This is a genomic window from Novipirellula herctigrandis (assembly GCA_007859835.1).
GTDB lineage: Bacteria > Planctomycetota > Planctomycetia > Pirellulales > Pirellulaceae > Novipirellula_A > Novipirellula_A herctigrandis.
In genome coordinates, this window is sequence record SJPJ01000001.1 from 2,334,121 (window position 1) to 2,355,900 (window position 21,780).

The window sequence follows — 21,780 nt, forward strand, 5'->3', positions numbered from 1 at the left end:
TTTGTCTCACACACCCGCATCGGAAATCCCGTCATGCCCGTATCGAATTATCGACCTATCCGACTCGTTTGTTACTCGCTGGTGTTGTGGACCGCCACCGTTTTGACGGTTCCTTCTATTGCACACGCTGAAACTCACAAGAACATTGTCATCTTGTTAGCTGATGATCTCGGCTGGGGCGATGTTGGATTTCACGGCGGTGTTGCTCAAACACCCAATCTTGACGCACTCGCCAAAGATGGCGTTCGGCTCAATCGCTTTTATGCCTATCCCGCCTGCAGCCCCGCCCGGGCGGCAATGCTGACCGCCAGGTTTCCGCATCGCTATGGAATTGTTGATCCAGTTCGACCACGCGATGAAGGCTTGCCTGCGAGCGAACAGTTGCTTCCGTCAGCCTTTGGGAAAGCTGGCTATCGAACCAGTCTGATTGGCAAGTGGCATCTCGGCGTTACCGGTGACAATTCGGATCCCAGCCAGCGAGGCTTCGATCAGTTCTATGGATTCATGGATGCATCGATAGACTATTTCAAGCACACCGGCATGCGTGGCCAGGTGGATTGGAAACGCGACGGCCGGACGATCAATGAAGATGGATATTCGACGGATTTGTTGGCTAACGAAGCTGTGCGGCAAATCAATGATGGTGACAAACACAAACCGTTTTGCATGGTCGTTTCATTCAATGCGCCGCATTCACCGTTTCAGGCCCCGGAAAATCTGATCGCCAAGTACCGCGGTCGACTGAGCGAGCGTGAAGCGACCTACGCGGCGATGGTCGATTCGATGGACCAAGGCATCGGTCGCATTCTTGAGGCAATCGACGACAATCAACTTCGCGAAGACACGATCGTTGTGTTCGCATCAGATAACGGCGCGGCCCGACTCGGAACGAATGAGCCGTTTCGCGGGCAGAAGCGACAAGTCTACGAGGGCGGGATTCACGTCCCTTGCGTCATACGTGCTCCTGGCTTGTTGAAAGCCGGCACCAAAAATGAACAGCTCTGTGCGATTCACGATCTGTTTCCCACGCTCGCGGCGGCCACTGGCGTTTCGATCTCATCGGCGAAACCGCTCGACGGAATTAGCCTCTGGCCAGCCTTGGTCAGTGGCAAGGCGACTCCGCGAACCATCGTGATTGCCGAGAACGATCACGCCATCATTCGCGACGATTGGAAGTTGATTCAATTCGCAGGCGGTGGCACGGAGCTCTTCAATCTGCGGACGGATCCAACGGAAGCCAAGAACGTAGCGGATTCAGAGCAAAAGGTTGCCTCGCAGTTGTTGTCCAAACTGACTCAGTACCAGGTGATTGTCCAAACGGATGGGCCTGCAACGGAAGTCTTCGAGACACTTGTCGCCGAACGTGCCACGCCGAAGGTCTTGGCGAACACCGCAACGGAAGACTTGCAAGAAGGCGAATCGCTGGCGACAGCATCAATCATTGGCGACGCCAAGTACGGCGTGCTCGGCGATCCGCGAGTTGAATCCAATGGGCGTGGCTTACGCTTGCTTTCCAGCCAAGATACCGACGGCAACGGTGTACTTGCAGGCGAAGCGTCGCTAACCAGCAACGACGTTTCCCCGGACCAACGCTGGTATCGCTTTTACATCTCTGGGCTCGCGCAAGACAACTTCGCAGTCGATCAGGACGACCTGTATTTGAAAGTCGAGTTCTTTCAAAAGAACGGCACCGATTCATTGGACTTGATCAAAGAACGGATCTACCCGCAAGTTTTGCAGGAACGAGAGGACTTCTTTGACAAAGACACCAACGAAAGCCTTGGTCACGCCACTTGGCGAACCTACGCGATGGACTTCCGAACCCCGTTCGCGGAAGTCGACACGGTGAAGCTGAGTGTCGGTTTTGCAAACGGGAAAGGCCAAGAAGGGACGTCCGAGTTCTGGGTCAATTCGATAAACATCAAACCCATCGATGCTCCCGCCAACTATCAAGCCGCCAAACCGAATATCCAAGACTTCCCACAGCCGGATGAATCGGAGTTGGTAGCCCTTGGCGGTCGCTGGTACTTCAACCCGAAAGACGGACAGCGGCAAGCGCCCAAACAGTTCGACTACACCAACTCCGATCAACTGCTCTACAAGACGGATCGCTACCACGCTCCGTTCGCTGGCAATATGAGTTCGTGGCTGCGTGCAGGATACCTCGATTTCAACGGGGACGAAGTCACGAAGGACAAGCACAAACCCTACGCCGTCATCATCACGTTCACCGACGAGCATCTTGTCATGCGAAGTCGTAACCTGCCAAACCACCCGACCGCGACCTTCCCCGATCGCTGGCGAATGCTGGACGGCAACCCGTCGTACATCAAAGAACAGGCGAACACTTGGCACATTCCGTTAGAGCCCAAGCGTGATCCCGACGCGTTCGCGATGGACGAAAAGAACTCCAACCAAGCTTTACCCATGGGAGCGATTGGTGTCGCCACCAACGGCGTGATCTTCTTCAATCCCTTCGACCACATCTTTGAAACCGATGCGGTTTGGCGTCTCGACCGCTGTTGTGGCCACCCAAGTCCTCGACAGCAGTACCACTACCACAAGTATCCGGTTTGCGTGAAGACTCCTTGGAGCGACGAAGGCCAATCACATTCGGGCGTGATCGGATTCGCGTTCGACGGATTCCCAGTTTACGGGCCGTACGAATCAAAAGGCTTGCTTGCCAAAGATGACACGAAGAACCCGCTCAACGATTTCAATCTTCACGAAGACGCTGACCGTGGTCCTCACTATCACGTCACGCCCGGCGAATACCCACATATCATTGGAGGATACTGGGGAGAGATCGACACGAACAATCGTCCGGGACGACGGTAACGCTTTGACGGTTTGTCGAATTATTCAGCACTGAAACGTGGGATAGGCTTCCAGCCTGTCAATTCGCGCACCGACAGGCTAGAAGCCTATCCCACCTCGCTTCCGCTACGAAACTTCATGAACAAACGTCAAATCCCAATCCTGTTCCTTCGCTACGTCGCACCGCTGCTGGTTCTCGGCTGTGCGGGATGGTTTGTTTACTCGATGGGCGCACAACAGCGACCGAAGCGTAAGAAGCCGCCCGTTCGCAAGTCCATTCCGGTCGAACTGGTTCAAGCACGTCCGCATACCGGAACGCTGGACATCGTTGTCAGTGGCGTCGCGATTCCCTATCGCGATGTCCAGCTTGCGGCCAGGGTCAGCGGCGAAGTCGTCTTCAAATCCGAGTCACTTAGCCCCGGCCAGGTAGTCGATGAAGGCGAGTTGCTACTCCGCGTCGATCCCTCCGACTACGAAATCGAAGTCGCACGTCTGGAGCAAGAAGTTGCGAGAGCGAAATTGGATATCGAACGACTGCAACTGGACAAAGAAAACACGCAGCGAGTCTTGGCGATCAATCAAGACATCGTCACAGTTCGCCGCCGCGATGTACAGCGTTTGCAGCGACTGCAAAACGTCAACGCGACTTCAGCGAGCGAATCTGATTCCGTCGAATTGGCATTGTTGTCCGCCATGCAACAAATCACGTCACAAGAAAACCAGCTGCGAACGTTTGATTCGCAATCAAAGACAATGCAAACGACGCTCGAACTTGCAAACTTGCAACTGCGGCTTGCGAAGCTCGATTTAGAACGGGCTGAAATCAAGGCACCGTTCTCTGGTGTCGTCATCGCAAACCATGTCGAACAAAATGGAATGTTGGCAGCAGGTGCCGTCGTTGCCACGATCGAAGACACGTCAAAGGTCGAAGTGCGTGCGAGTCTGAGGGGCGAGGACATGTCGTTCTTGCAAAGCGGTGGTTACGAGTTGCCACAAATTCCGGTCACCGTTGAATATGACCGCGCCGGCCAAACTTATGCTTGGAACGCCGTGCTCAGTCGGCAAGACGGACTTGGCATCGACGAGAAGACGCGCACTATTCCCGTGCGAATTTGTGTTGACAACCCGACGCAGAATTGCGGTTCCTCTAACGGCTCGCTCGCGTTACTGCGTGGAATGTTTGTTCGCGTGCGTCTGCATTGCGAGCCACAGCAGCCGTTGGCGGTCGTACCGGAATCCGTGATTCGTCCAGGAAAAACCATCTGGGTGATGCGGGACGACCAATTGCAGATCGAACGGGTTCGCATCGCTCGCATCGAAGATGGCATCGCCTATCTCAATACACACAATTCCTCGCTGAAGATGAACGAGCAGATCATCAGCTCGCCAGTCCCGAATGCAAAGCCAGGTCTCGCGGTTTCAATGATCGCGAACAAACCTCGTCGCGGTGCGACCCTTAGCGGAAGTCATCAAGAGTATCGGCCGAATAGACCGAAAGTCTTGACGACTTCCGCTACAGTTTCAACCGCGTCAGCGAGTGCTCGACCGTGAGGTCCGTCGTTCGCTGGGCGGTCGATAACGGCCCCGCGACCAACACGCTGGTCGTCGCGATTCTAATCCTTGGCTGTTGGTGCGCCGCATCCATGCAGCGTGAGTTCTGGCCTTATTCCAATTTGGATGTGATCCAGGTCAGCGTCGAGTATCGTGGCGCAAGCCCTGAAGAGGTCGAAGAGGGCATCTGCCAACGAATTGAAGAGACGGTCCGCAGCGTTCAAGGCGTTCGGCGAATCACGTCGGTCGCCCGTGAAGGATCCGCTGTCGTCTCGATTGAACTGGAAGCCGACGTCAGCGAACCCGACGTCCAAGAAATTCTCGGCGAAGTTCGCTCGCGAGTTGACGGCATCCCGAGTTTTCCCGCACTCGCCGAACAGCCCGTCGTCCAACGGCAACAGCCCCGCACAACCGCCATCAGCATTGGCGTCATCGGACCAGAATCTAGTAGCGGAAGTCGTCAAGACTTTCGACCCGGCTCATCGAAAGTCCTGACGACTTCCGCTACCGCTGACCGCAACGTCGAAAACGCACTCGCCCTACGTGATCTCGCCGAACAGATTCGTGACGAAGTCCTGCTGATGGACGAAGTCTCACAAGCCGAAGTCGTCGGCGTGCCGCGTTATCAGATCGACGTTGAGATTCCGGAGGAAACGCTTCGTCAGTACAACTTGACCCTTTCGCAAGTCGCTGAGATCGTTCGATCACAAAACGTCGAAGTACCCGGCGGTACGATGAAAACTGCGTCGCAGGACATTCTGCTTCGCGGCAGCAACCGACAATCCACTGGCGAGGACATCGGCAACATACCCCTTGTCACCGACCAAAGTGGCGTCGTACTCACGATCGACGACCTCGGCACGGTACGTGATGAGTTCACCGACGACTCAGCCATCAGCCGCATCAACGGTCGACCGGGGCTGGCCATTCAAATCGAAACCACTCAAACCGAAGACATCATTCATGTCGGCCGAGCGGTTCAGAAATTCGTCAAGGAATATTCGCCGCCCGATGGCTACGAATTGATCTACTTTCGCGATCGCACCGACGACGTACTCGCGCGGCTAATGCTGCTGGTCAAGAACGGCTGGCAGGGTTTGCTGCTCGTGTTTTTGTTGCTCACGCTGTTCTTAGAACTACGTTTGGCGATTTGGGTTTCGATGGGCATTCCGCTTTCCATTGCGGGTGCTTGCGCGCTGATGTACTACACTGGCCAAACACTGAACATGACCTCGATGTTCGCTTTCCTGATTGCGTTGGGCATCATGGTCGACGACGCAATTGTGATCGGCGAAAACATCTATGTCCATCGGTCGACGGGTAAGAGTTTTCGTGATGCCGCCATCGATGGAACGCTCGAAGTCATGCCGTCCGTGGTGACTAGCGTGCTTACTACCATCCTGGCGTTCCTGCCGATGATGTTCATGACAGGACGGCTGGCTCGGTTCACCGAAGTGCTGCCCTTCGCTGTCATCGCGATCCTAATGTTTTCGCTCACCGAGGCACTCACCGTCTTGCCATCACACCTCGCACACGCCGACGGGCCGGGCATGAAGGCGTTATCTTGGTTGTTTGGGCCATTTCGCGTCGTCGGTTCCGCGATCGCAGTCGTCAATGGCTGGGTCGCCAAAGGCTTGGAGTGGTTTATCGAAACGTTGTATCTACCAACGCTTCGTTTTTCGCTTCGGTTTCCGATGCTAATAGTGTGCTGTGCGATCGCTTTCCTGATGACCGCGATTGGCGTCGTACGATCAGGCACCGTTCCTTACATCGTGCTTCCACAAATCGATTCCAACTTTTGCACTGTCATCATCGCCTTCCCCGATGGCACGCCCGAACACATCACCGACAAAGCAACCAAGCGACTCGAAGACGCCGTCCAATCCATCAACCAACAAACCATCGACGAGGGTCTCACCGCAATACCCGGTGGCGTTGTTAGCGCGATCCATCGGTCGGTCGGTTACGGGGCGAGCACCGACGGCGATGTCTCGTCGGGAAGCCATGTTGGCAGCCTGACCGTGCAACTGGTCGACGTCGGTGACCGTGGCATCACCAGTCAAGAAATGGTGCAGCGTTGGCGTAAAGCAGCCGGCAGTTTTGTCGGAGCCGATTTAGTGTCGTTCGGTTCCGGCCCGCGAGGACTAGCGGGGCTGCCGATCGAGTTTTCGCTGTTGGCCCGCAGCGAGGATATTCCGCAACTGGAAGCTGCCGTGCAAGCGTGCGTCGATCAGCTCGAAAAGTATCCGGGTGTCCACGATGTGACCGCGGGCGGGCGGCCTGGAAAGTGGGAATACCGGCTGACGATCAAAGACGAAGCCAAAGCAATGGGCGTTTCACTTGCCGAATTATCCAGCACCGTGCGAGCATCGTATTACGGCGAAGAAGCCATGCGACTTCAGCGTGGCCGTCATGAAGTCGAACTGCGAGTCCGCTATCCTCGAGAACAACGACAATCGCTAGCCGACTTCGACGAAATCCGTGTTCGCGATCCCGCCGGAAACCAGCGGCCGCTCACCGAGCTTGCCGAAGTCGATATCCAGCGCAGCTACTCCGCCATCCACCGACTCGATCAGATGCGGAGCATCACGATCGCCGCCGACGTCGACGAAGAAGTCGGCAACGCGTTCCAAATCACCGCCGACCTACAAAACACACTGATGCCAAAACTGGCCGAAAACTACCCCAGTCTGCGAGTGCTATGGGAAGGCCAGCAGGAACAAACCAACGATTCGATGAACAGCATGTTCTACGGATTCATCGCCGTGATGATCGGTATGTACCTACTGTTCACGATCGAATTTAAATCGTACCTGCAACCGCTGCTCGTCCTATCCATCATTCCATTCGGAGCGTGCGGTGCGATCTTCGGCCACGTTATCCAAGGTCTACCGTTCACGCTGTTTAGCATCTACGGCCTCGTCGCCCTCTCAGGCATCGTCGTCAACGACTCGATCGTCTTGATCGATTTTATCAACCGCCGCATCGCCGACGGACTGTCTCTTCACGAAGCGATCATCGATGCCGGTCGACGCCGTTGCCGCCCGGTGTTACTCACATCACTCACCACCATCGGAGGCATGCTTCCAATCCTGTTAGAAACATCACGCCAAGCCCAAGTTCTGATCCCCATGGCGACCAGTCTCAGCTTCGGCCTCATCTTCGGCACAGCGCTAGTCCTGATCCTCGCGCCGGTTGGTTTTTTCATCATCGCCAAGTTTTCCGGCGCGCCGCTTGAGCAAACGGCAGAAACGCTCATCGAGACATCTTGAACGGCTCGTGGACGGAAAACAGGACATTCAACCTTTCCAGAAAACAAAGTTAACAACCACGCCGCCATAAGCAAAAGGATTCGTCAAACCATTCTCCCGACTCAATTACGCAACCTGCGTTACGCGTCCTGCGTAATTGACCAGTCCGCACAAAGTTATCCACAACGGAACTCTGGCCGCCGCTACAGAAAAAAGTGGTAAACCCCAGCGAAAAACGCATGTCAGTTCCATGCAGATGAATGCACGAACACTGCGAAATACTATGACTTCATAACCCAGAAATCGTTGTGCACGGACAGCAAAAACAAGAGTCCAAGATTGCGGGCGATACAGGTGGCACTAGAGCCTGATTCTCTCCAGCTCGTCGTTCCGCTGTGTTGGATCAATGTCGTTGTCAACTTCCAGTTGTGCAGACCATTCTCCAAGCCAGAATGGACCGCTACTCAATCAATCAGGTTAGGGGCAGAACTTCGTGGAACTTGCCGCTTGCCGTCAATTGAGGTGAACTCTGGCTGGCTCTGACCTCCACATCTGGCAGGTTGTTCTCTTGAAAAACCCGTTTTACGGACTGTATCACCTGTTCAAAAACAGCCTCGGAGACGGCGTCTTCTGCTAATTCAATTCTTACCTCAAACTCCTTTTCGGCGGATTGAACCAATTGAATGCGCCGGGCCTGCTCATGTTCGAGATCAAAGACCAGGGGTGACAATACAACTTCGCCGATATGAAGCAGAGTCGCCTGGCGCCCCACGACCTGAAAACTACGAAAGGGTGAGCCGCACCGACACGGGTCTGAATAGAACCTGAGACGATCGCCCATGTCATAGCGGATAATCGGTTGAACATCGTTAACGAGCACGGTCAGAAGTGCCGTGGTTGAAAGAGTACCATCGGGGACCGGTCGCATGTTTTCGTCAACCGCCTCCAAGATCACCCAGTCTTCGTGGACGTGAAGGCGGCGATGGCTGCACTCCAACGACGGCGTGAAGCATTCGGTACTGGCATAGGAATTAACAACATGATGCTTTGAGGACGGGAACGCGTGACGAACTTTCTGACAAAGATCATCAGTGAGAGTTTCTCCGCCAACTCTGAAAAGGGCCGGTTCAGTGTTCAGTCGCCCAGCTTCCTTCTCTCTGGCCAGAATCGACAAGACGCTTGGGTAAGTCACAATCGTGCCGATCCTATCTATAGCATTGAGTTGCTCGACAATTTTCTCAATCGGTTGCTCGGCCTCAATAAACGTCGTACGCTTCGCCAGCCAGGGACGCAAATGGTTCATCAGTCGGATAATGCCAGCCCCGGCAAAGTGACCGTTTCCGCCGCTAATCGCCACGTCCAATCCGGCTTTACGTGCTTCTTTAATTATCCTGAATTGGCTTCTGTCCAAGCGAGCCAGGGTAATACCGTACAAAAGCTCGAAGACTGCTGATGGCAATACGATCACGGCTGGTTCACCGGACGTCCCCGAGGTTCGAAAAACAGCGACATCGCCAATGGGAACGCCCAGTTGTTTGATATCAAGCAGGTGATCCCGTGCGCGGGTTAGAGGCAGGTAGCGAATGGTCAGCCAGTCATCGAATTCACGCATCAGATCGGGCTTACGAGTCACCGGAAGCTCATGCAATTCGATCAGGCTGGATGCCCTCAAATCGGAATAGAGTTTTTGGAACAGTGGGGAATCCTGCCGCACTTTCTCAACGAGACGCCGAAGTCTCCTCAATTGCCGGGCGTTGATTCTTTTACGTCCGCCCCAGGCTGTCCAAAGTCCGCCAACGCAGTATCCCAATATTCTGAGCAGGCTGAATCGCATTGACGTAGGCTCCGCGGGTTTGCGAGACGTTTCATCTTGCCTTCTCGACTTCACGTGCATTTTGGCCAATCGCTCTGGTGTGGGATTCGCTGATGTCATCCGCGCGTTGACTTCCTAAGTCGAGATAGGGTCGTAGCTGATCGATCGCAGGTGTGGCAATTCCTGACTGGCGAGCCAGTTCGCCAAGTTCGTTCGCAATCGCTTTCATCTCCGCACGCGCGGCCAAGGCGTGACCGATTTTGATGCTCGCGGCTTTGTCATCGAGCTTTCGGCGCGTGATTGCGACCAAGAGCATTTCTGGAATCCACCGAAAAATTTTGTGAATCGACGGCGTGATCGGAACACCAATCGATGAGAGAGCGCGATGGCCTTCTCGGATGGCCCGAATCATCAGAACGAGGGCCTCGCGGTTGCTTTTCAGTTGGCCAATATCTCCACCCGCCATGTACAACGCGCCCGCAGTCGGGCTGATTTCGGCAGCGTGAGTCTTGAGCCATGCATCCATGTTCCGAGAAATAGAAACAGGGAAGTTTGCCTGCTTCAACGCGGTGGCGATTGCTTTGATGCGTTTCGATTCGGCACCATCAAGCTCACCGATTGTCGTTGGCTGCTCGCTCCGATCGAGAATGAGGTATCGAATACACTCGTCGCAGCGCGCGGCAGCCGCGCCGGGAAAGCCGAGCAGCACTCGCTCGCGACCGATTGCCGCGATCATCTCGTCAGGCCCGCCAGCGTTGTTTCCGAAGAACATAACGCTCGGTGTGTTCCGATTCGCCGCCAAGATTGGCAAGACTTCGCTGACATTGTCTCTCGGCAGGATCACCAAGACGAAATCGTAGGCGTCATCTGGAGCGAGTCGTTCCACCGATTCGACCCGTGTGATGGTCTTTTCCCCGCTGACAAAATCTTGAAGACGTATTCCGTGTTCGCGGATTTGACTCAAACGCTCTCCTCTCGCAAGGATAGCGACGTCGTTTCCCGCATTCGTCAACTTCGCCGCATACAGCGAACCGATGTTTCCTGCGCCATAGACCAGTACCTTCATCTCTCGCTCCCTGGCTTGAGCGACCACCACACATCAATGCTTGAATGCAACCAGCGTGCCTAGTTCGAGTGGCCGACGGATTCGGCACGGCAGATGCGTTGAATCCGAGCAGTTTGCGAAGCGTTATAGTGCAGCTGGTTGTTCAGTTGCTCGTTGACGCCAACATCTGACGAGCATCACGCAAGGATTGCGGGGCGAATCGCCAGCACCGCGCGTGTTGCGGGGCTGTGCCTTGCATGTGTGCGAACTGTCACGCAAGAATCTCGATTTGGAGGACGGGAATCGTGGAACCGAGAAACGAGTTCGATATCATTCTTCGTCCAGCCACGGCTGCGTTAGAAGACGGGTTGGCATACGCGAGATGCCTGGACCAGGCTGCTGATGGATTTTTCGGCGTTATGCTTGGAAAAAGCTACGCCGAAGTCATTGCAGATACATTCGCCACCCCCGCTCATGATTTTTCGTTCGAGAACGTCATCTTCGCGGAGCAAGACGCGATGATCGTTGGAATGGCTTCGGGTTTTACTGCGAAACAGCATCACGGGTGTTCCGATGAAGTGCTGGTCAAAGCGAAAGGCTATCCTTCGTTTCGCATGGCGATGTTTCAATTGGTCTTTGGATCGTTATGGCGATTTCTCGATACGATAGAAGACGGCGATTTCTACTTGCAAGCCGTTGCCGTCGAAGAAGAACTTCGCGGCAAGGGCGTCGGGTCAATGTTGATTGACGCAATGGAGACGCGCGCGATCAACAACGCTGCCAGCCGATTCTTGCTTGATGTGGCCGGCAAAAACGAAGCCGCGCGGCGACTGTATGAAAGCCGAGGAATGACCGTCGGGGCAAGCTGGCCGAAGCGGTTATTCCTGCCAGGACTTCAAATTGTGCGAATGACGAAATCGATCGAGCCAGCCACGGTGACATACTGACCGAATGCGACCAGGTTGCCTGCAATGTCCCTTCGACAACGAATTGGCAATTTACATGCCGCTACGAGGATTCGCCCCGCACCTCGGTAATCGCGGGTTGCTCTCAGAATTCGGCGCACCGCAATTGGCGACTGTGCGGATACGTCACCAACTGAGCGATCCAACGCACCGTCGCTACTGCATTACGTACTAAAAGTATGCGGCACTCGATTTGCCTGTTAATTCCAAAGACTTGCTACTTCCATCAAGGAGATCTCAATGAGCACAGAAACTGCAGGCACTCACGCATCGTGGGATGTCATCGTGATCGGTTCTGGCATGGGTGGGATGGTCACTGCCGCAGCACTTTCCAAATTGGGACACAAGGTGCTGATGCTGGAACAGTACGACAAGCTCGGCGGGCAAACGCATAGCTTTTCGCGCGAAGGTTTTTCGTGGGACGTGGGGCTTCATTACCTCGGCGGATTCGGTCCGGAAGTATCTGAAAAAGCGATGCTGGATTGGCTTTGTGACTCGCCGATCGAACTGGCTCCGATTGGCCCCGTTTACGATACGCTGCACATCGGCGACGCGGCTCCGCTGAAACTCTCACGTCCCGCCTCAGCACAAAGACTGGATTTGAAAGAACGCTTTCCTGGCGAAACGGAAGCGATCGACAAGTGGTTTGACGCGATTATCGACGGCCGCGACGCCGTGACCACTGCCGGGCAGGTACGATCCATCCCGTCTGTTTTTGCATCGGCCGTGAAATGGTGGCGAGGCAAGAAGCTCAGTAGATACTGCGAAAGCACTACCGCAAAAGTTGTCAATGAAATCACTGACAATGCGGAGCTTGCCAAAGTCCTCGTAGCCCAGTGGGGCGACTTCGGTGGCCGACCAAGCACGACGAGTTTTGCGTTCCACGCGGCTGTGTTGAATTCCTATCTGGAAGCTGGCGCTTACTATCCCGTCGGCGGGGCAGGCTCGATAGGCGAGCACTTGTTGCCCACCATTACGAACAACGGAGGTGAAACGCGGGCGGGCGTCGAAGTCACGTCGTTGATCATGGAAGACGGAGTTGTCACGGGTGTCGAAACAGCGGATGGAGAAAAGTTCTTTGCGAAACGCATTGTGTCGAACATCGGCGCTCGCGAAACCGTCGATCGGCTGTTGCCGGAGGGTCACGGCCACGACGATTGGGTAAATGAGATTCGGTCGATTGGGCCGAACATCTGTCACTACTCATTGTTCCTTGGCTTTGAGGGCGATGTCGAAGCGGCCGGGATGACAAAGTCCAATCAATGGCTCTATCCAACCGGCGAGGTCGATGCGGTTTGGACCGGCGCCCCCGATAGTGCGCCGCCGGGCATGTTCGTTTCTTTCGCGTCATTCAAAGACCCAGCTCACGATCCCGGTCCGGAGAAAAAATACGCTGGCGAAATAATGGTGTGGTCTGATTGGTCGACCGTCGAGAAATGGGCGTCCGTTCCACGGAGCGAGCGGGGTGAAGATTACAAGTCGTTCAAAAGGAAGATCGAGACGATCCTGCTGGACCAGTTCGCGAAGTACTTCCCGCGGCTGGCCGAATTAGTCGTCTTTCACGAACTCTCAACGCCGCTGGCAACCGCATCGATCACAGGCCACCGCATGGGGTCGTTTTACGGACTCGATGTGACTCCACACCGCATTACGACCGAGGCGCTCCGGATGAAAACACCGATCGACGGACTTTACCTCACCGGACAGGACGTTCTCACTCCTGGAATTCCCGGAGCGTTTTGGGCCGGCTTTCTGTGCGCCGGCAGCATCGACCCCAAAGTGTTTATGCACATGAACGGGTAAAGGTGTCGGCATGATCCATACGCTCCCACTGGCTTCGATTCATAGCCGATCCTTCGGACGGCGAAAGCATGACCTGATCGCTTAGATCGACCAAGCAATGGCCACTCGATTGCCAGGTTTTGAGTCAGTATCCCAAGCAGCCCCCTGCGCACGTGGCTTCACACCACGCGATACTACGACTTTAACACCCAACAATTTCAAACTTCCTTCCATGACCTGGTGAAACTGGACGACCTCGATAAACCGACCTGGCGCCCCGGGCCGTCGGAGATCGGCCTGATCTGGCAATTCCTCTAGACGGCTATCTGCCGTGCCATCGTTCGGAGCAAGCGTGTTGGAACAGGAAATTCGAGCTCCCATATAATGCTGATGGGGCGACTGCCTGTGTGACTCAAGTAGCGGCACGGTCCAAGGAAGTGGTATGGCGCCGAAATCCCGGACGGAAGATTCTTCGTCTCGCGTACGAAAAGCAACGGCGTGTAACCCTTCTCACCGTGACGGATGTAGCGTTGGCCAGTCGGTGATTGCTCGGACGTGTTGCTCTGTGACTGCCAATGAAATTGATTGTGCGAGATCAAATAGTCTTCATACATCGTCGTTGGCGAGTACTCATCTTCGGTTTTCTGCAGCGTCACGAAGAAGACATCGTGTTGACGATCCTTCAGATGCAACACACCCTCACGCTGACTTGGCCGATCGTTGAAATTCCAGTGCCCGAGCGCCACCAAGATTTCGTCTCGCGTGTAGGTAGCGTGAATGGCCAACGGCTCGAACGCCGTTGCGTTTCGATTTGCGATCAATGGTGAGTGCTTCAATCGGTATTCCAACACGCATTGCAGGTCATCGACAACGACCGAATTTTCTCGCAGTCTTTTGTCCGCCTCGGAGAGTGACATTCCCGCATGCTGCGTCCCCCACAATGATACATGCAGCATCTCGGCGATGCCATTTTCCGGGACCGCATCCTGCTCGATGTATTTCATTGCAGCCTGGATCTGCAGTGGGCAGTTGATGTGACTTAAACGACGCAGACCTTTTGCAAGTTGTTTTTCGTCTGGTGCGTCCGCAACTTGGGCAAGACCAGCATCTGCCAGCAGTCGTGACCACAAACCTCGCTTCAGTAACTCATCGAGGGTCGTGTCGAAATAGTCGAGCGCATCTTCAAGTGTTGGCACTCTCCCCAAGTACTGCTTCAGATCACGCAGCGAACTCAACATCCGCGGACGGACTAGACGAATCGACTCACGCACGTTCTCAAGCACACGTTGTTGAGCGACTCGCTCCAGCTTGATTACACATCCACTCGGGAGGTGAGGAAAACCACTTTCGATTTCAACGTCAAGTTTTGCAGTCGGTTTATCGCTTAACGCACGAAACCGGCTGGCGAACCGAAACTCTTTGCGTTGCGCCCCGATGAAGTCGAGCACTGTTAAACACTCTTTTTCAGGGTGCAATCGCAGGCCCCGTCCAAGCTGCTGCAAGAACACAGTCAAGCTTTCTGTCGGTCGGAGCAACAGCACCGTATCGACCTCAGGAATATCGATGCCTTCGTTGTAAAGATCGACCACAAAGATGAAATTGACCGAGCGATCGCGCAACCGTTGCTGAGCGGAATTGCGTTCCTCCTTGGTCGAGCCTGCTGATAACGCAATCGACGGAATACCGTTTTCATCGAAGAAGCGAGCCATGAACTCGGCATGAGCAACACTGCAGCAGAATCCCAGCCCACGCACCTCCTGCGAATCCAGTACGGTCTCGGCAACCTTCTCGAATACTAACTTCGCGCGAACGTCGTTGCCTGTGTAGAGCCGATCCAAATCATCGATTCGATAGCCGCCACGTTGCCATGTCAGACCATCAAGATCGACTGCATCTGAAATCCCAAAGTATTGAAACGGGCACAACAGGCGCCGCGAAATGGCATCCGGCAACCGAATTTCAGCACTTGCTCGCCCTCCAAACCAACTCAACACATCCAGTTGATCAGAACGCTCGGGCGTCGCTGTCAGTCCAAGCAGAACCCGAGGCTTAACGTGATCTAACAAGGATTGGTAGCTGGGTGCCGCAGCATGGTGAAACTCGTCGACGACGACATACTCGAATTGCTCCGCGGACTCCATTTGCAGATTTCGAGAGTTGTAGCTCTGGATCGAGCAGAATAGATGTTCGTGCTGCTCCGGTTGACTCCCATCGACGAGGAGATCGCCAAAATTTTGATCTCGCAACACGCAACGAAACGCTACCATAGCCTGGCTGAGAATCTCTTTTCGATGAGCGATAAACAGCAATCTCGGTTTGCGTCCCAATTCTCTCGCGACACGAGCGTAATCAAACGCAGCAATCATCGTTTTGCCGGTTCCCGTGGCGGCAACGATCAGATGCCTATACTTGTTCTGGACATCACGTTCCGCAGCGATGATGTCAAGGATCTCTTCCTGAAACGGGAATGGACGCAAGTCAAAGTTGATCGCCAGTCCAGTGTCAGTTCCAGCTTTCCGCTCGGTGCTAATTGCTTGGCGAAGCCGAGGCAGCGATTCAATATCGAATGCTTGGAACTCGTCATCCTGCCAATAGGTTTCAAATGTGCCTGTGACCTTGTCCCACAAATACGGCAATTCGTACTGACTGATCTTGGTCGTCCATTCAAGCCCCTCGGACAAGGCCGCGTTCGACAAATTGGCGGAGCCAACATAGGCACTGCTGAAGCCGGTCTTGCGGTGGAACAGATAGGCTTTTGCGTGCAGCCGAGTTCGTTTTGTGTCGTAGCTGACTCGCACTTCCGTCCTTGGAAGTTCACTCAGCGCTGCAACCGCTTTCGGGTCCGTTGCACCCATGTAGCTGGTGGTGATAACACGGACAGCCAGTTCGTCATTACGTTCGACGAGTTCGCGAAGTTCGTCAACGATGACTCGCAATCCGCTCCATTTTATGAACGAGCAGAGAATGTCAACTCGATCACAAGTTGCGATCTCCTTACGAAGCTGGCTTCCTAGGCTCGTGTCCAGCCGAGTTCCCGTCAGCAGCGAGCAACGCGAAAGGGGACTGGCCGGTCTCTCGTTTGGCAAACCATCGACTGACCGGTGAATCGCCAACAGCCGCCGTAGTGGACTGGCGATGCTTAGAACTTCACCCTCGCCGTCATGCAACGCTTCAGCAAGCGTGCTTAGAATCCTGTCGGTGAGCTGACGTTGCTTTTCAGCCGCATCATCGCCACGAAACGCAGCCAAACTACCAGCGATCATCCGCTCGAGAAATTGAGCTAGGGCCGAGTGCGCCTCCTCTGAATCGACCGGCGCAAACGCTGCCAAACGGGGGTCGCCCAGTCGAGCAATCTCGTCTTCGATAGTTTTCGTCAAAAGATGATCGTAGAGTCCGATTTCCACTAGCTGCCTACTACCCAATTAGTTTTCGATGGCAAAATGAAGCTGCCTGCTGGAAAGAGGTTAAATTCTAGCGAATTGATGGGATCGCTGGTTGCTTGCTCATCTGCAGAGAGCGATCAGTATCAATCTCGTGGCCGAATACACTTCGGTCCGCCTGCAAATCGAAGCCAAAACCTGGTTTTTCGTGACGTGCAGCTTTCCGGTATTGCGATCGTGGAGATTTCGTGGACACCGTGGAACGGATGGTATCCGGCGATCTTTTTGATCAGCTCATCGCCATCGTCTTCAAACAGGATAAAGAACCGCATGTAATCCAGAAACAGCTCAGGATCGAAGAAGCCGCGAACGACTTTCTCCAACTGGTATTCCAGCAACGGCCGATCGTCTTCGTTCTTGATCGTATTCCATGGCATGAACCGTTCTTTGTTGGCCGTCAGCGAACCGACTCGCGCATCAAACCCATCGCTGATGACCAAAGCTACGTTGTATGCAAACAAGTCGGTGATTTCGTTTCGGTAAGTTTGCAGCTGTGAGTAGGCCTTCCACACATCGGCCGACAAATCCGCCGGGTTCTTCAGCTCGACGACCGCCAGCGGCAAGCCATTGACGAAGACCACCACGTCGGGCCTGCGAGCCTGCTTGGTTCCCGCCACGCTGAACTGGTTGACGACCAGCAAGTCGTTGTTGTCCGGGTTTTGAAAGTCGATGATCTGAGCGTAGATCGTTTCCTTGCCATCGTCGGTGCTGTACTCGACTTTGACGCCATCGGTGTAAAGCCTGTGCAGTGCTCGGTTGTTTTGTTCCAAGCTGGGATGATCGGGATTGGCGACGACGTGCACGACATCATCGACGGCCGATTGCGGAAGATCAGGATTCAGTCGAGCCACCGCCTCGGCCAAGCGATCTTTCAAGACGACAACTCGGTAGTCATCCCGCTCCGGAGCGTCCCCGTCAGGTGAGATGTCCACGCCGTTCACGTAGTCCCAGCCGGTGTCTTTGAACCAGTTGAGGGAAAGTTGTTCGAGTTGGTCTTCAGTAGTCATGTGCGGTTTGCGTCTAAACAAGAATCTCCGTGTTTTGGGCGGATTTCGGAGCAGATTCGGGTGTTTGGCGTATTGCGCCTAAACAAGACCGAGTTGCCGCGCGGCTGCCGATGTCTCATTTCTCGAACGCGCAGAACCCATTGCAGCGCAGCACTTTATGGCGCGCCGACGCGCGACCGATCGCGCGACCGATCGCGCGATGTCCCATTTTTGTCCCATTTCGGCTATCTCGCCGTTTCGGCGAGATTTTCGGCGAGATAGCTCAAAACCGGTCGGCTTCAGGCTGTAATAGCGCCGTTTTGGCGCGTTTTTCGGCGCTATTAGAGTTCCAAATCATCGCGCCACCACCCGATAAGTCGTTGATCGCCCTCGCCCCGATCCTTCTACCACCTTTACGAGGCCGAGCGTCTTGAACTGTCCCAAATGGGCTGTGGCCGTCCGGTCAGCGATGTCGAGTGCGTCGGCATAATCACCGCGCGATGCAGTGCCTTGCTTCGAGAGCCATTCCCAACCTCTGCGTTGACTCTTGCTCAATTGCTCAAGCACCTCCACAATTAAACTGCTGACGACCGCTTCAGATAACCGGTAAATCGTCAGCACGAGATAAGGGTCTTCAAAAGCGAAGCTTGGCAGGGGCAACTCATTCGTTTCCGCAGCCTGCTTCATCGAAGTCAATCCCAAGCCGCGTTCTTCCGCGAGTCCCATCCGGTTGAAAACGTAATGCAAAGTTGGGTTGCGACTTCGCATTGGAGCGTTCAATGAACGAAGTTGCTCCAGCGTGACCAACGGTGAACCGGGGCTCATGATCGTGACCGAATCTTTGGTCACAACTACCTGTGTCTTTGAACCCGACACTGTGTAGTCACGATGAACAATCGCGTTGACCACGCCTTCACGCACAAGACGAAAGAAAGCTTCGTCTCGTTCTTTTCTCTTCGCATCATTGCGATCGTTCGGATTGGGAACTTTGGCTTTGATCCAGTCCATGATCTTTTGAGGAGCCAAGACCTGCGGTCCGTCGAAGTCCTCCGTTTCTTCAGAACCGTCTTCAAAACGAATTGTCCCCAGCACGCCTGCATCCACGATTGTCTCGCGTGGTTCATTCCCGAACAGAATGATGCCGTTGTTCGTTGGCTCCGACTCTGCATCGAGCACGTTTAGGCGAGTTAGCCGATTTTTGAAATCCTCAGATGCAATCGCCTCGTCGAGGTTTGCCCGCGAGATAAACTGAGCTAACGCGGCGGATGAGAGATTGCTGAAGTTGACGTTCGCTGCGGGTGCCTCCAACATAGAAGTTACATCTTCCGATTCCTCCGCCTTCTTCCTTTCGTTGGCGTTCTCGATGAACTTCTTGTTGACCTCCTCGATTTGCTCCTGCAAGTCCCGGTCATACATCACGACATCAACGCCTTTGTCCTCAAGGTGTTGATGCCCTTTCCGTCTACAGTCACATCCGGGTCGGTAATGCCGACGTAAACAGTCTTGATCCTCGCGTTAGTGATACGTCGCGCGCATGGCACCTTCGGCCGGTTTCGCTTCATGCACGGTTCGAGTGTCGTAAACAGAATGCAGTCGTCGAGTTTTCAATTCGCGAGCTTTCGTTCAAGCAACGTGAACTCACCATGGTCACCATCGCGCAGCTCACCGCGGTAAGCGACCATGTACTCTTTCTCTTCGGGGAACCAAATGAGCGCGCCAACGGCAGGCGGCACTTTGTCGCCTCGATCTTCCGGGATCGACAATTTCACGACGTCGATAGACAGTTCCATCAGCTTGCGAGCATTGACCTTGCTCAGCTTGTACGTTTTGTCCGTATCAATGGTCACGCGGGCACCTCCTCGGCTTGTGTAAAGGCTTCGGGAACGGGAAGTTCGCCGGACAGGAGTTGGGGAAGCAGTGCGTCGCGCGACTCACTCAACAATTGAGACTCAACCAGATTGCGAAAGATCGACTCAAACAAATTCTTGGTCGCGTTCGTGTATTCTCTGCGCAATCCCGAAGGAGGCACGAGTAGTTTCAACTCTTCAAAACGTCCTTTGCTTAGGTTTGTAAGTACGGAGCCGCCACTGCCTCCGGCACGAATTTCGTCGCCCAGTCCACAGAACGTCCAATACCAAAAGCCTTCTTGCTCTGATTCGTTGGGGATTACCGAGTTAATTTGTTGATTGGTTTGAGCTTCCGTGTGAGTGATGCAAACTAGGCCCGGCGTTGCGATGCAACTGACGCAGATTGCCCCCGGCGGCAACGACTTCTTCACTTGCGATTCCGCCCCTAAATTTGAAAGTGATTTTTTGGTGCTCAAAACAAAAATGTTTCCGTGCATATCTGGAATGGTGATGAACGGAACGTCGTCACCGTAGTTCTCAGGTTTCTTGGTCGAGGGTGTTTTTCCACAAACAACATTGCCAACTTCTTTCACTCTTTTGACCTCCCAACCTTCCGGTGTTGGTCCGAGTTCGGAGTCTTGGAAGGTGGAGGGGAAAAGTTCGAGAACCTTTGGGTCGTGCGTGGTCGGAATCGCAGAGCTGGCAGGCATCTGGCCCGCGTTGATTTTGCCAGCGTTAATGTTCACAGGGTCGAAATCGACGAACCAACTCTTGAAGATCGCCCGCGCAAGAGACTCCAGCGTCGCATTCATCCGCCGGTTCACCTCGATCTTGTCGTCCAGCGCGCCAAGGATCGATGCGATCGTGTTCTGTGTCTCGATCGGTGGGAAAGTGAGGTGAAAGTCTCTTTGGTCAGTAAGACTCACGTAGTCGGCGGCCATTGAGCCATGCGTCATAACTGCATGTAACTCCGACTGAAATTCATGCGAAGTCATAAGGTAATACAGAAAACGCGGGTTGATTTCCGCGTAGTCCAAACTTCGCCAGTAGCAAACCTGCGGTGAGAAAACCACTTCCGGCTGGCCCGGACGTAACATTCCGACTCGACCCACCGTGCCTTTTGAGATGAACGCAACATCGAGTGGCCTGGCGAGCTTCGTCTGCACTCGTTCGGCTAGCTCAGAACGGATATGATCCTCGACCAACGTCGATATATCACCCTTTCCAATGTCGCCACCTCGCACAAAGGGTATGCCCTCCGGTCCAAGTTCGACTCGTCGCACTCGATAGCCGTCGTCGATGCGCAGCGATCCGTTCTCGATCAACGATGCGACCTTTTGCTTCGGCCATGAAATTGACTTAGACACATTGCGCCTCTCTGTGTCTGGTCTCAACTTGCTCCAACGTGGAACGCCTCATTCGCCCACCTCCGGCAAGGCAAAGCCCCGCTTTTGCATGTTGTCGCGGATCGCCGCCTGCCGTTTTTCGGACTCGTGAAATTGAGTGGCTAACTCGCGGGTCAAGCCCTCCATCTTTTCGGCGAAGGGGACGCCGTCGTCTTCCACCTCTTCGGCTCCGACGTAGCGACCGGGCGTGAGGACAGTCCCGAAGGGACGGCATGTTGTAGCCACGGGTGCAAACCCGTGGATGGTTGGACGAACCCGATCGACCAGCCCCGAAGGGGCGACATGAGTTGCGTGCGCGACGGTTCCTGTCGTCCCTTCGGGACTAACGGCGCGGTGGGGATTCCGTTTCCATGGGCTGACGCCCATGGCTACATCATTTCGCCACTTCGTGGCTGGTGTTCGTATCCAAATCATGCGATGACCTCCTTCTCGAAGACATATCGCATGTCGAATTTGATATTGTGCTTTTTCAATATCGCGAGGAACTCTTCTTCAAACGTCGCCTTCCGGTGGTGTTCGGCTTGGTTGGCAATGTATTCGCCAACGACGGGCATCTGTGATTCGCTGACTGAAAACGCGGCGTAGCCGGATTGCCATTCAAACTTTCTCGACACATCCGAACGCTCGTTGATCCACTTCGACGAATTGGCCTTGATCGTTCGCAATACGTCTGAGATCGCGACTGTTGGACTTAACTTTGCCAACAGGTGAACGTGATCTTCAACGCCGCCGATCCTCAGCAACGTTCCTTTTTGATCACGGACGATCCCTCCGATGTATCCGTAGAGGTCATCTTGCCAATCGGCGCAAACCGCTGGCTTTCGATACTTCGTGCTGTAGATGATGTGAAACAGCAGGTTCGTGAAGGTGGACATGA

The 21,780-nt window shown here is 54.4% G+C and carries 14 protein-coding genes and 1 pseudogene; 5 read left to right on the forward strand and 10 right to left on the reverse strand.

The annotated features are described in order from the left end of the window. Positions 1-33 precede the first annotated feature (33 nt). The 3 genes from CA13_RS08385 to CA13_RS08395 all read left to right on the forward strand — a co-directional run bounded on the left by CA13_RS08385 (position 34) and on the right by CA13_RS08395 (position 7,640). On the forward strand, positions 34-2,838 hold the full coding sequence (locus CA13_RS08385) for a sulfatase-like hydrolase/transferase (protein ID WP_419194092.1): 2,805 nt from the start codon (positions 34-36) through the stop codon (positions 2,836-2,838). A gap of 117 nt (positions 2,839-2,955) precedes the next feature. Then, a complete protein-coding gene (locus tag CA13_RS08390; RefSeq protein ID WP_146395477.1) occupies positions 2,956-4,368 on the forward strand; it encodes an efflux RND transporter periplasmic adaptor subunit in 1,413 nt (470 codons plus the stop codon). Further along, on the forward strand, positions 4,365-7,640 hold the full coding sequence (locus CA13_RS08395) for an efflux RND transporter permease subunit (RefSeq protein ID WP_146395479.1): 3,276 nt from the start codon (positions 4,365-4,367) through the stop codon (positions 7,638-7,640). Before CA13_RS08390 ends, CA13_RS08395 begins: the two co-directional genes overlap by 4 nt. Before the next feature lie 451 nt (positions 7,641-8,091). Here CA13_RS08395 and CA13_RS08400 read toward each other — a convergent pair whose 3' ends face one another. Both CA13_RS08400 and CA13_RS08405 read right to left on the reverse strand, forming a co-directional pair. After that, complete coding sequence (locus CA13_RS08400) at positions 8,092-9,453, reverse strand: phenylacetate--CoA ligase family protein (RefSeq protein WP_146395481.1); 1,362 nt, start codon at positions 9,451-9,453, stop codon at positions 8,092-8,094. A 31-nt stretch (positions 9,454-9,484) separates the two neighbouring features. Next, positions 9,485-10,498: a ketopantoate reductase family protein gene (locus CA13_RS08405; RefSeq protein WP_146395483.1), complete on the reverse strand. Its 1,014-nt coding sequence runs from the start codon at positions 10,496-10,498 to the stop codon at positions 9,485-9,487. Positions 10,499-10,782: 284 nt separating this feature from the next. Here CA13_RS08405 and CA13_RS08410 point away from each other — a divergent pair, with 284 nt between their 5' ends. Together CA13_RS08410 and CA13_RS08415 are read left to right on the forward strand one after the other, a co-directional pair. Beyond that, positions 10,783-11,424: a GNAT family N-acetyltransferase gene (locus tag CA13_RS08410; RefSeq protein ID WP_419194093.1), complete on the forward strand. Its 642-nt coding sequence runs from the start codon at positions 10,783-10,785 to the stop codon at positions 11,422-11,424. A gap of 258 nt (positions 11,425-11,682) precedes the next feature. Continuing rightward, positions 11,683-13,245 carry a phytoene desaturase family protein gene (locus CA13_RS08415; protein WP_146395487.1) on the forward strand — a complete coding sequence of 521 codons (1,563 nt, stop codon included), beginning with the start codon at positions 11,683-11,685 and terminating at the stop codon, positions 13,243-13,245. Positions 13,246-13,538: 293 nt separating this feature from the next. Here CA13_RS08415 and CA13_RS08420 read toward each other — a convergent pair whose 3' ends face one another. From CA13_RS08420 to tnpA, 8 genes and pseudogenes are all read right to left on the reverse strand, one after another. Beyond that, entirely contained in the window at positions 13,539-16,601 is a 3,063-nt protein-coding gene (locus tag CA13_RS08420; protein ID WP_419194094.1) for a DEAD/DEAH box helicase, read from the reverse strand. Positions 16,602-16,822: 221 nt separating this feature from the next. Further along, a pseudogene (locus CA13_RS08425) lies at positions 16,823-17,671 on the reverse strand (type I restriction endonuclease); the annotation flags it as partial. 333 nt (positions 17,672-18,004) lie between these two features. Further along, the gene (locus tag CA13_RS08430; RefSeq protein WP_146395489.1) at positions 18,005-19,066 is read right to left on the reverse strand and encodes an ATP-binding protein; all 1,062 of its coding nucleotides are present in this window, start codon (positions 19,064-19,066) and stop codon (positions 18,005-18,007) included. Then, positions 19,066-19,239, reverse strand: coding sequence for a cytidine/deoxycytidylate deaminase family protein (locus CA13_RS08435; RefSeq protein WP_473087506.1), 174 nt, complete (start codon positions 19,237-19,239; stop codon positions 19,066-19,068). Before CA13_RS08435 ends, CA13_RS08430 begins: the two co-directional genes overlap by 1 nt. Before the next feature lie 15 nt (positions 19,240-19,254). Then, positions 19,255-19,497, reverse strand: coding sequence for a hypothetical protein (locus tag CA13_RS08440; protein WP_146395493.1), 243 nt, complete (start codon positions 19,495-19,497; stop codon positions 19,255-19,257). Next, positions 19,494-20,864, reverse strand: coding sequence for a restriction endonuclease subunit S (locus tag CA13_RS08445; RefSeq protein ID WP_419194095.1), 1,371 nt, complete (start codon positions 20,862-20,864; stop codon positions 19,494-19,496). Before CA13_RS08445 ends, CA13_RS08440 begins: the two co-directional genes overlap by 4 nt. Positions 20,865-20,912: 48 nt before the next feature. Beyond that, positions 20,913-21,317: a hypothetical protein gene (locus CA13_RS34870; protein WP_419194096.1), complete on the reverse strand. Its 405-nt coding sequence runs from the start codon at positions 21,315-21,317 to the stop codon at positions 20,913-20,915. Next, positions 21,314-21,778 (reverse strand): IS200/IS605 family transposase, encoded by a 465-nt coding sequence (gene tnpA, locus CA13_RS08455; protein ID WP_146395497.1) that lies wholly within the window; start codon positions 21,776-21,778, stop codon positions 21,314-21,316. Before tnpA ends, CA13_RS34870 begins: the two co-directional genes overlap by 4 nt. Positions 21,779-21,780: the final 2 nt, after the last annotated feature.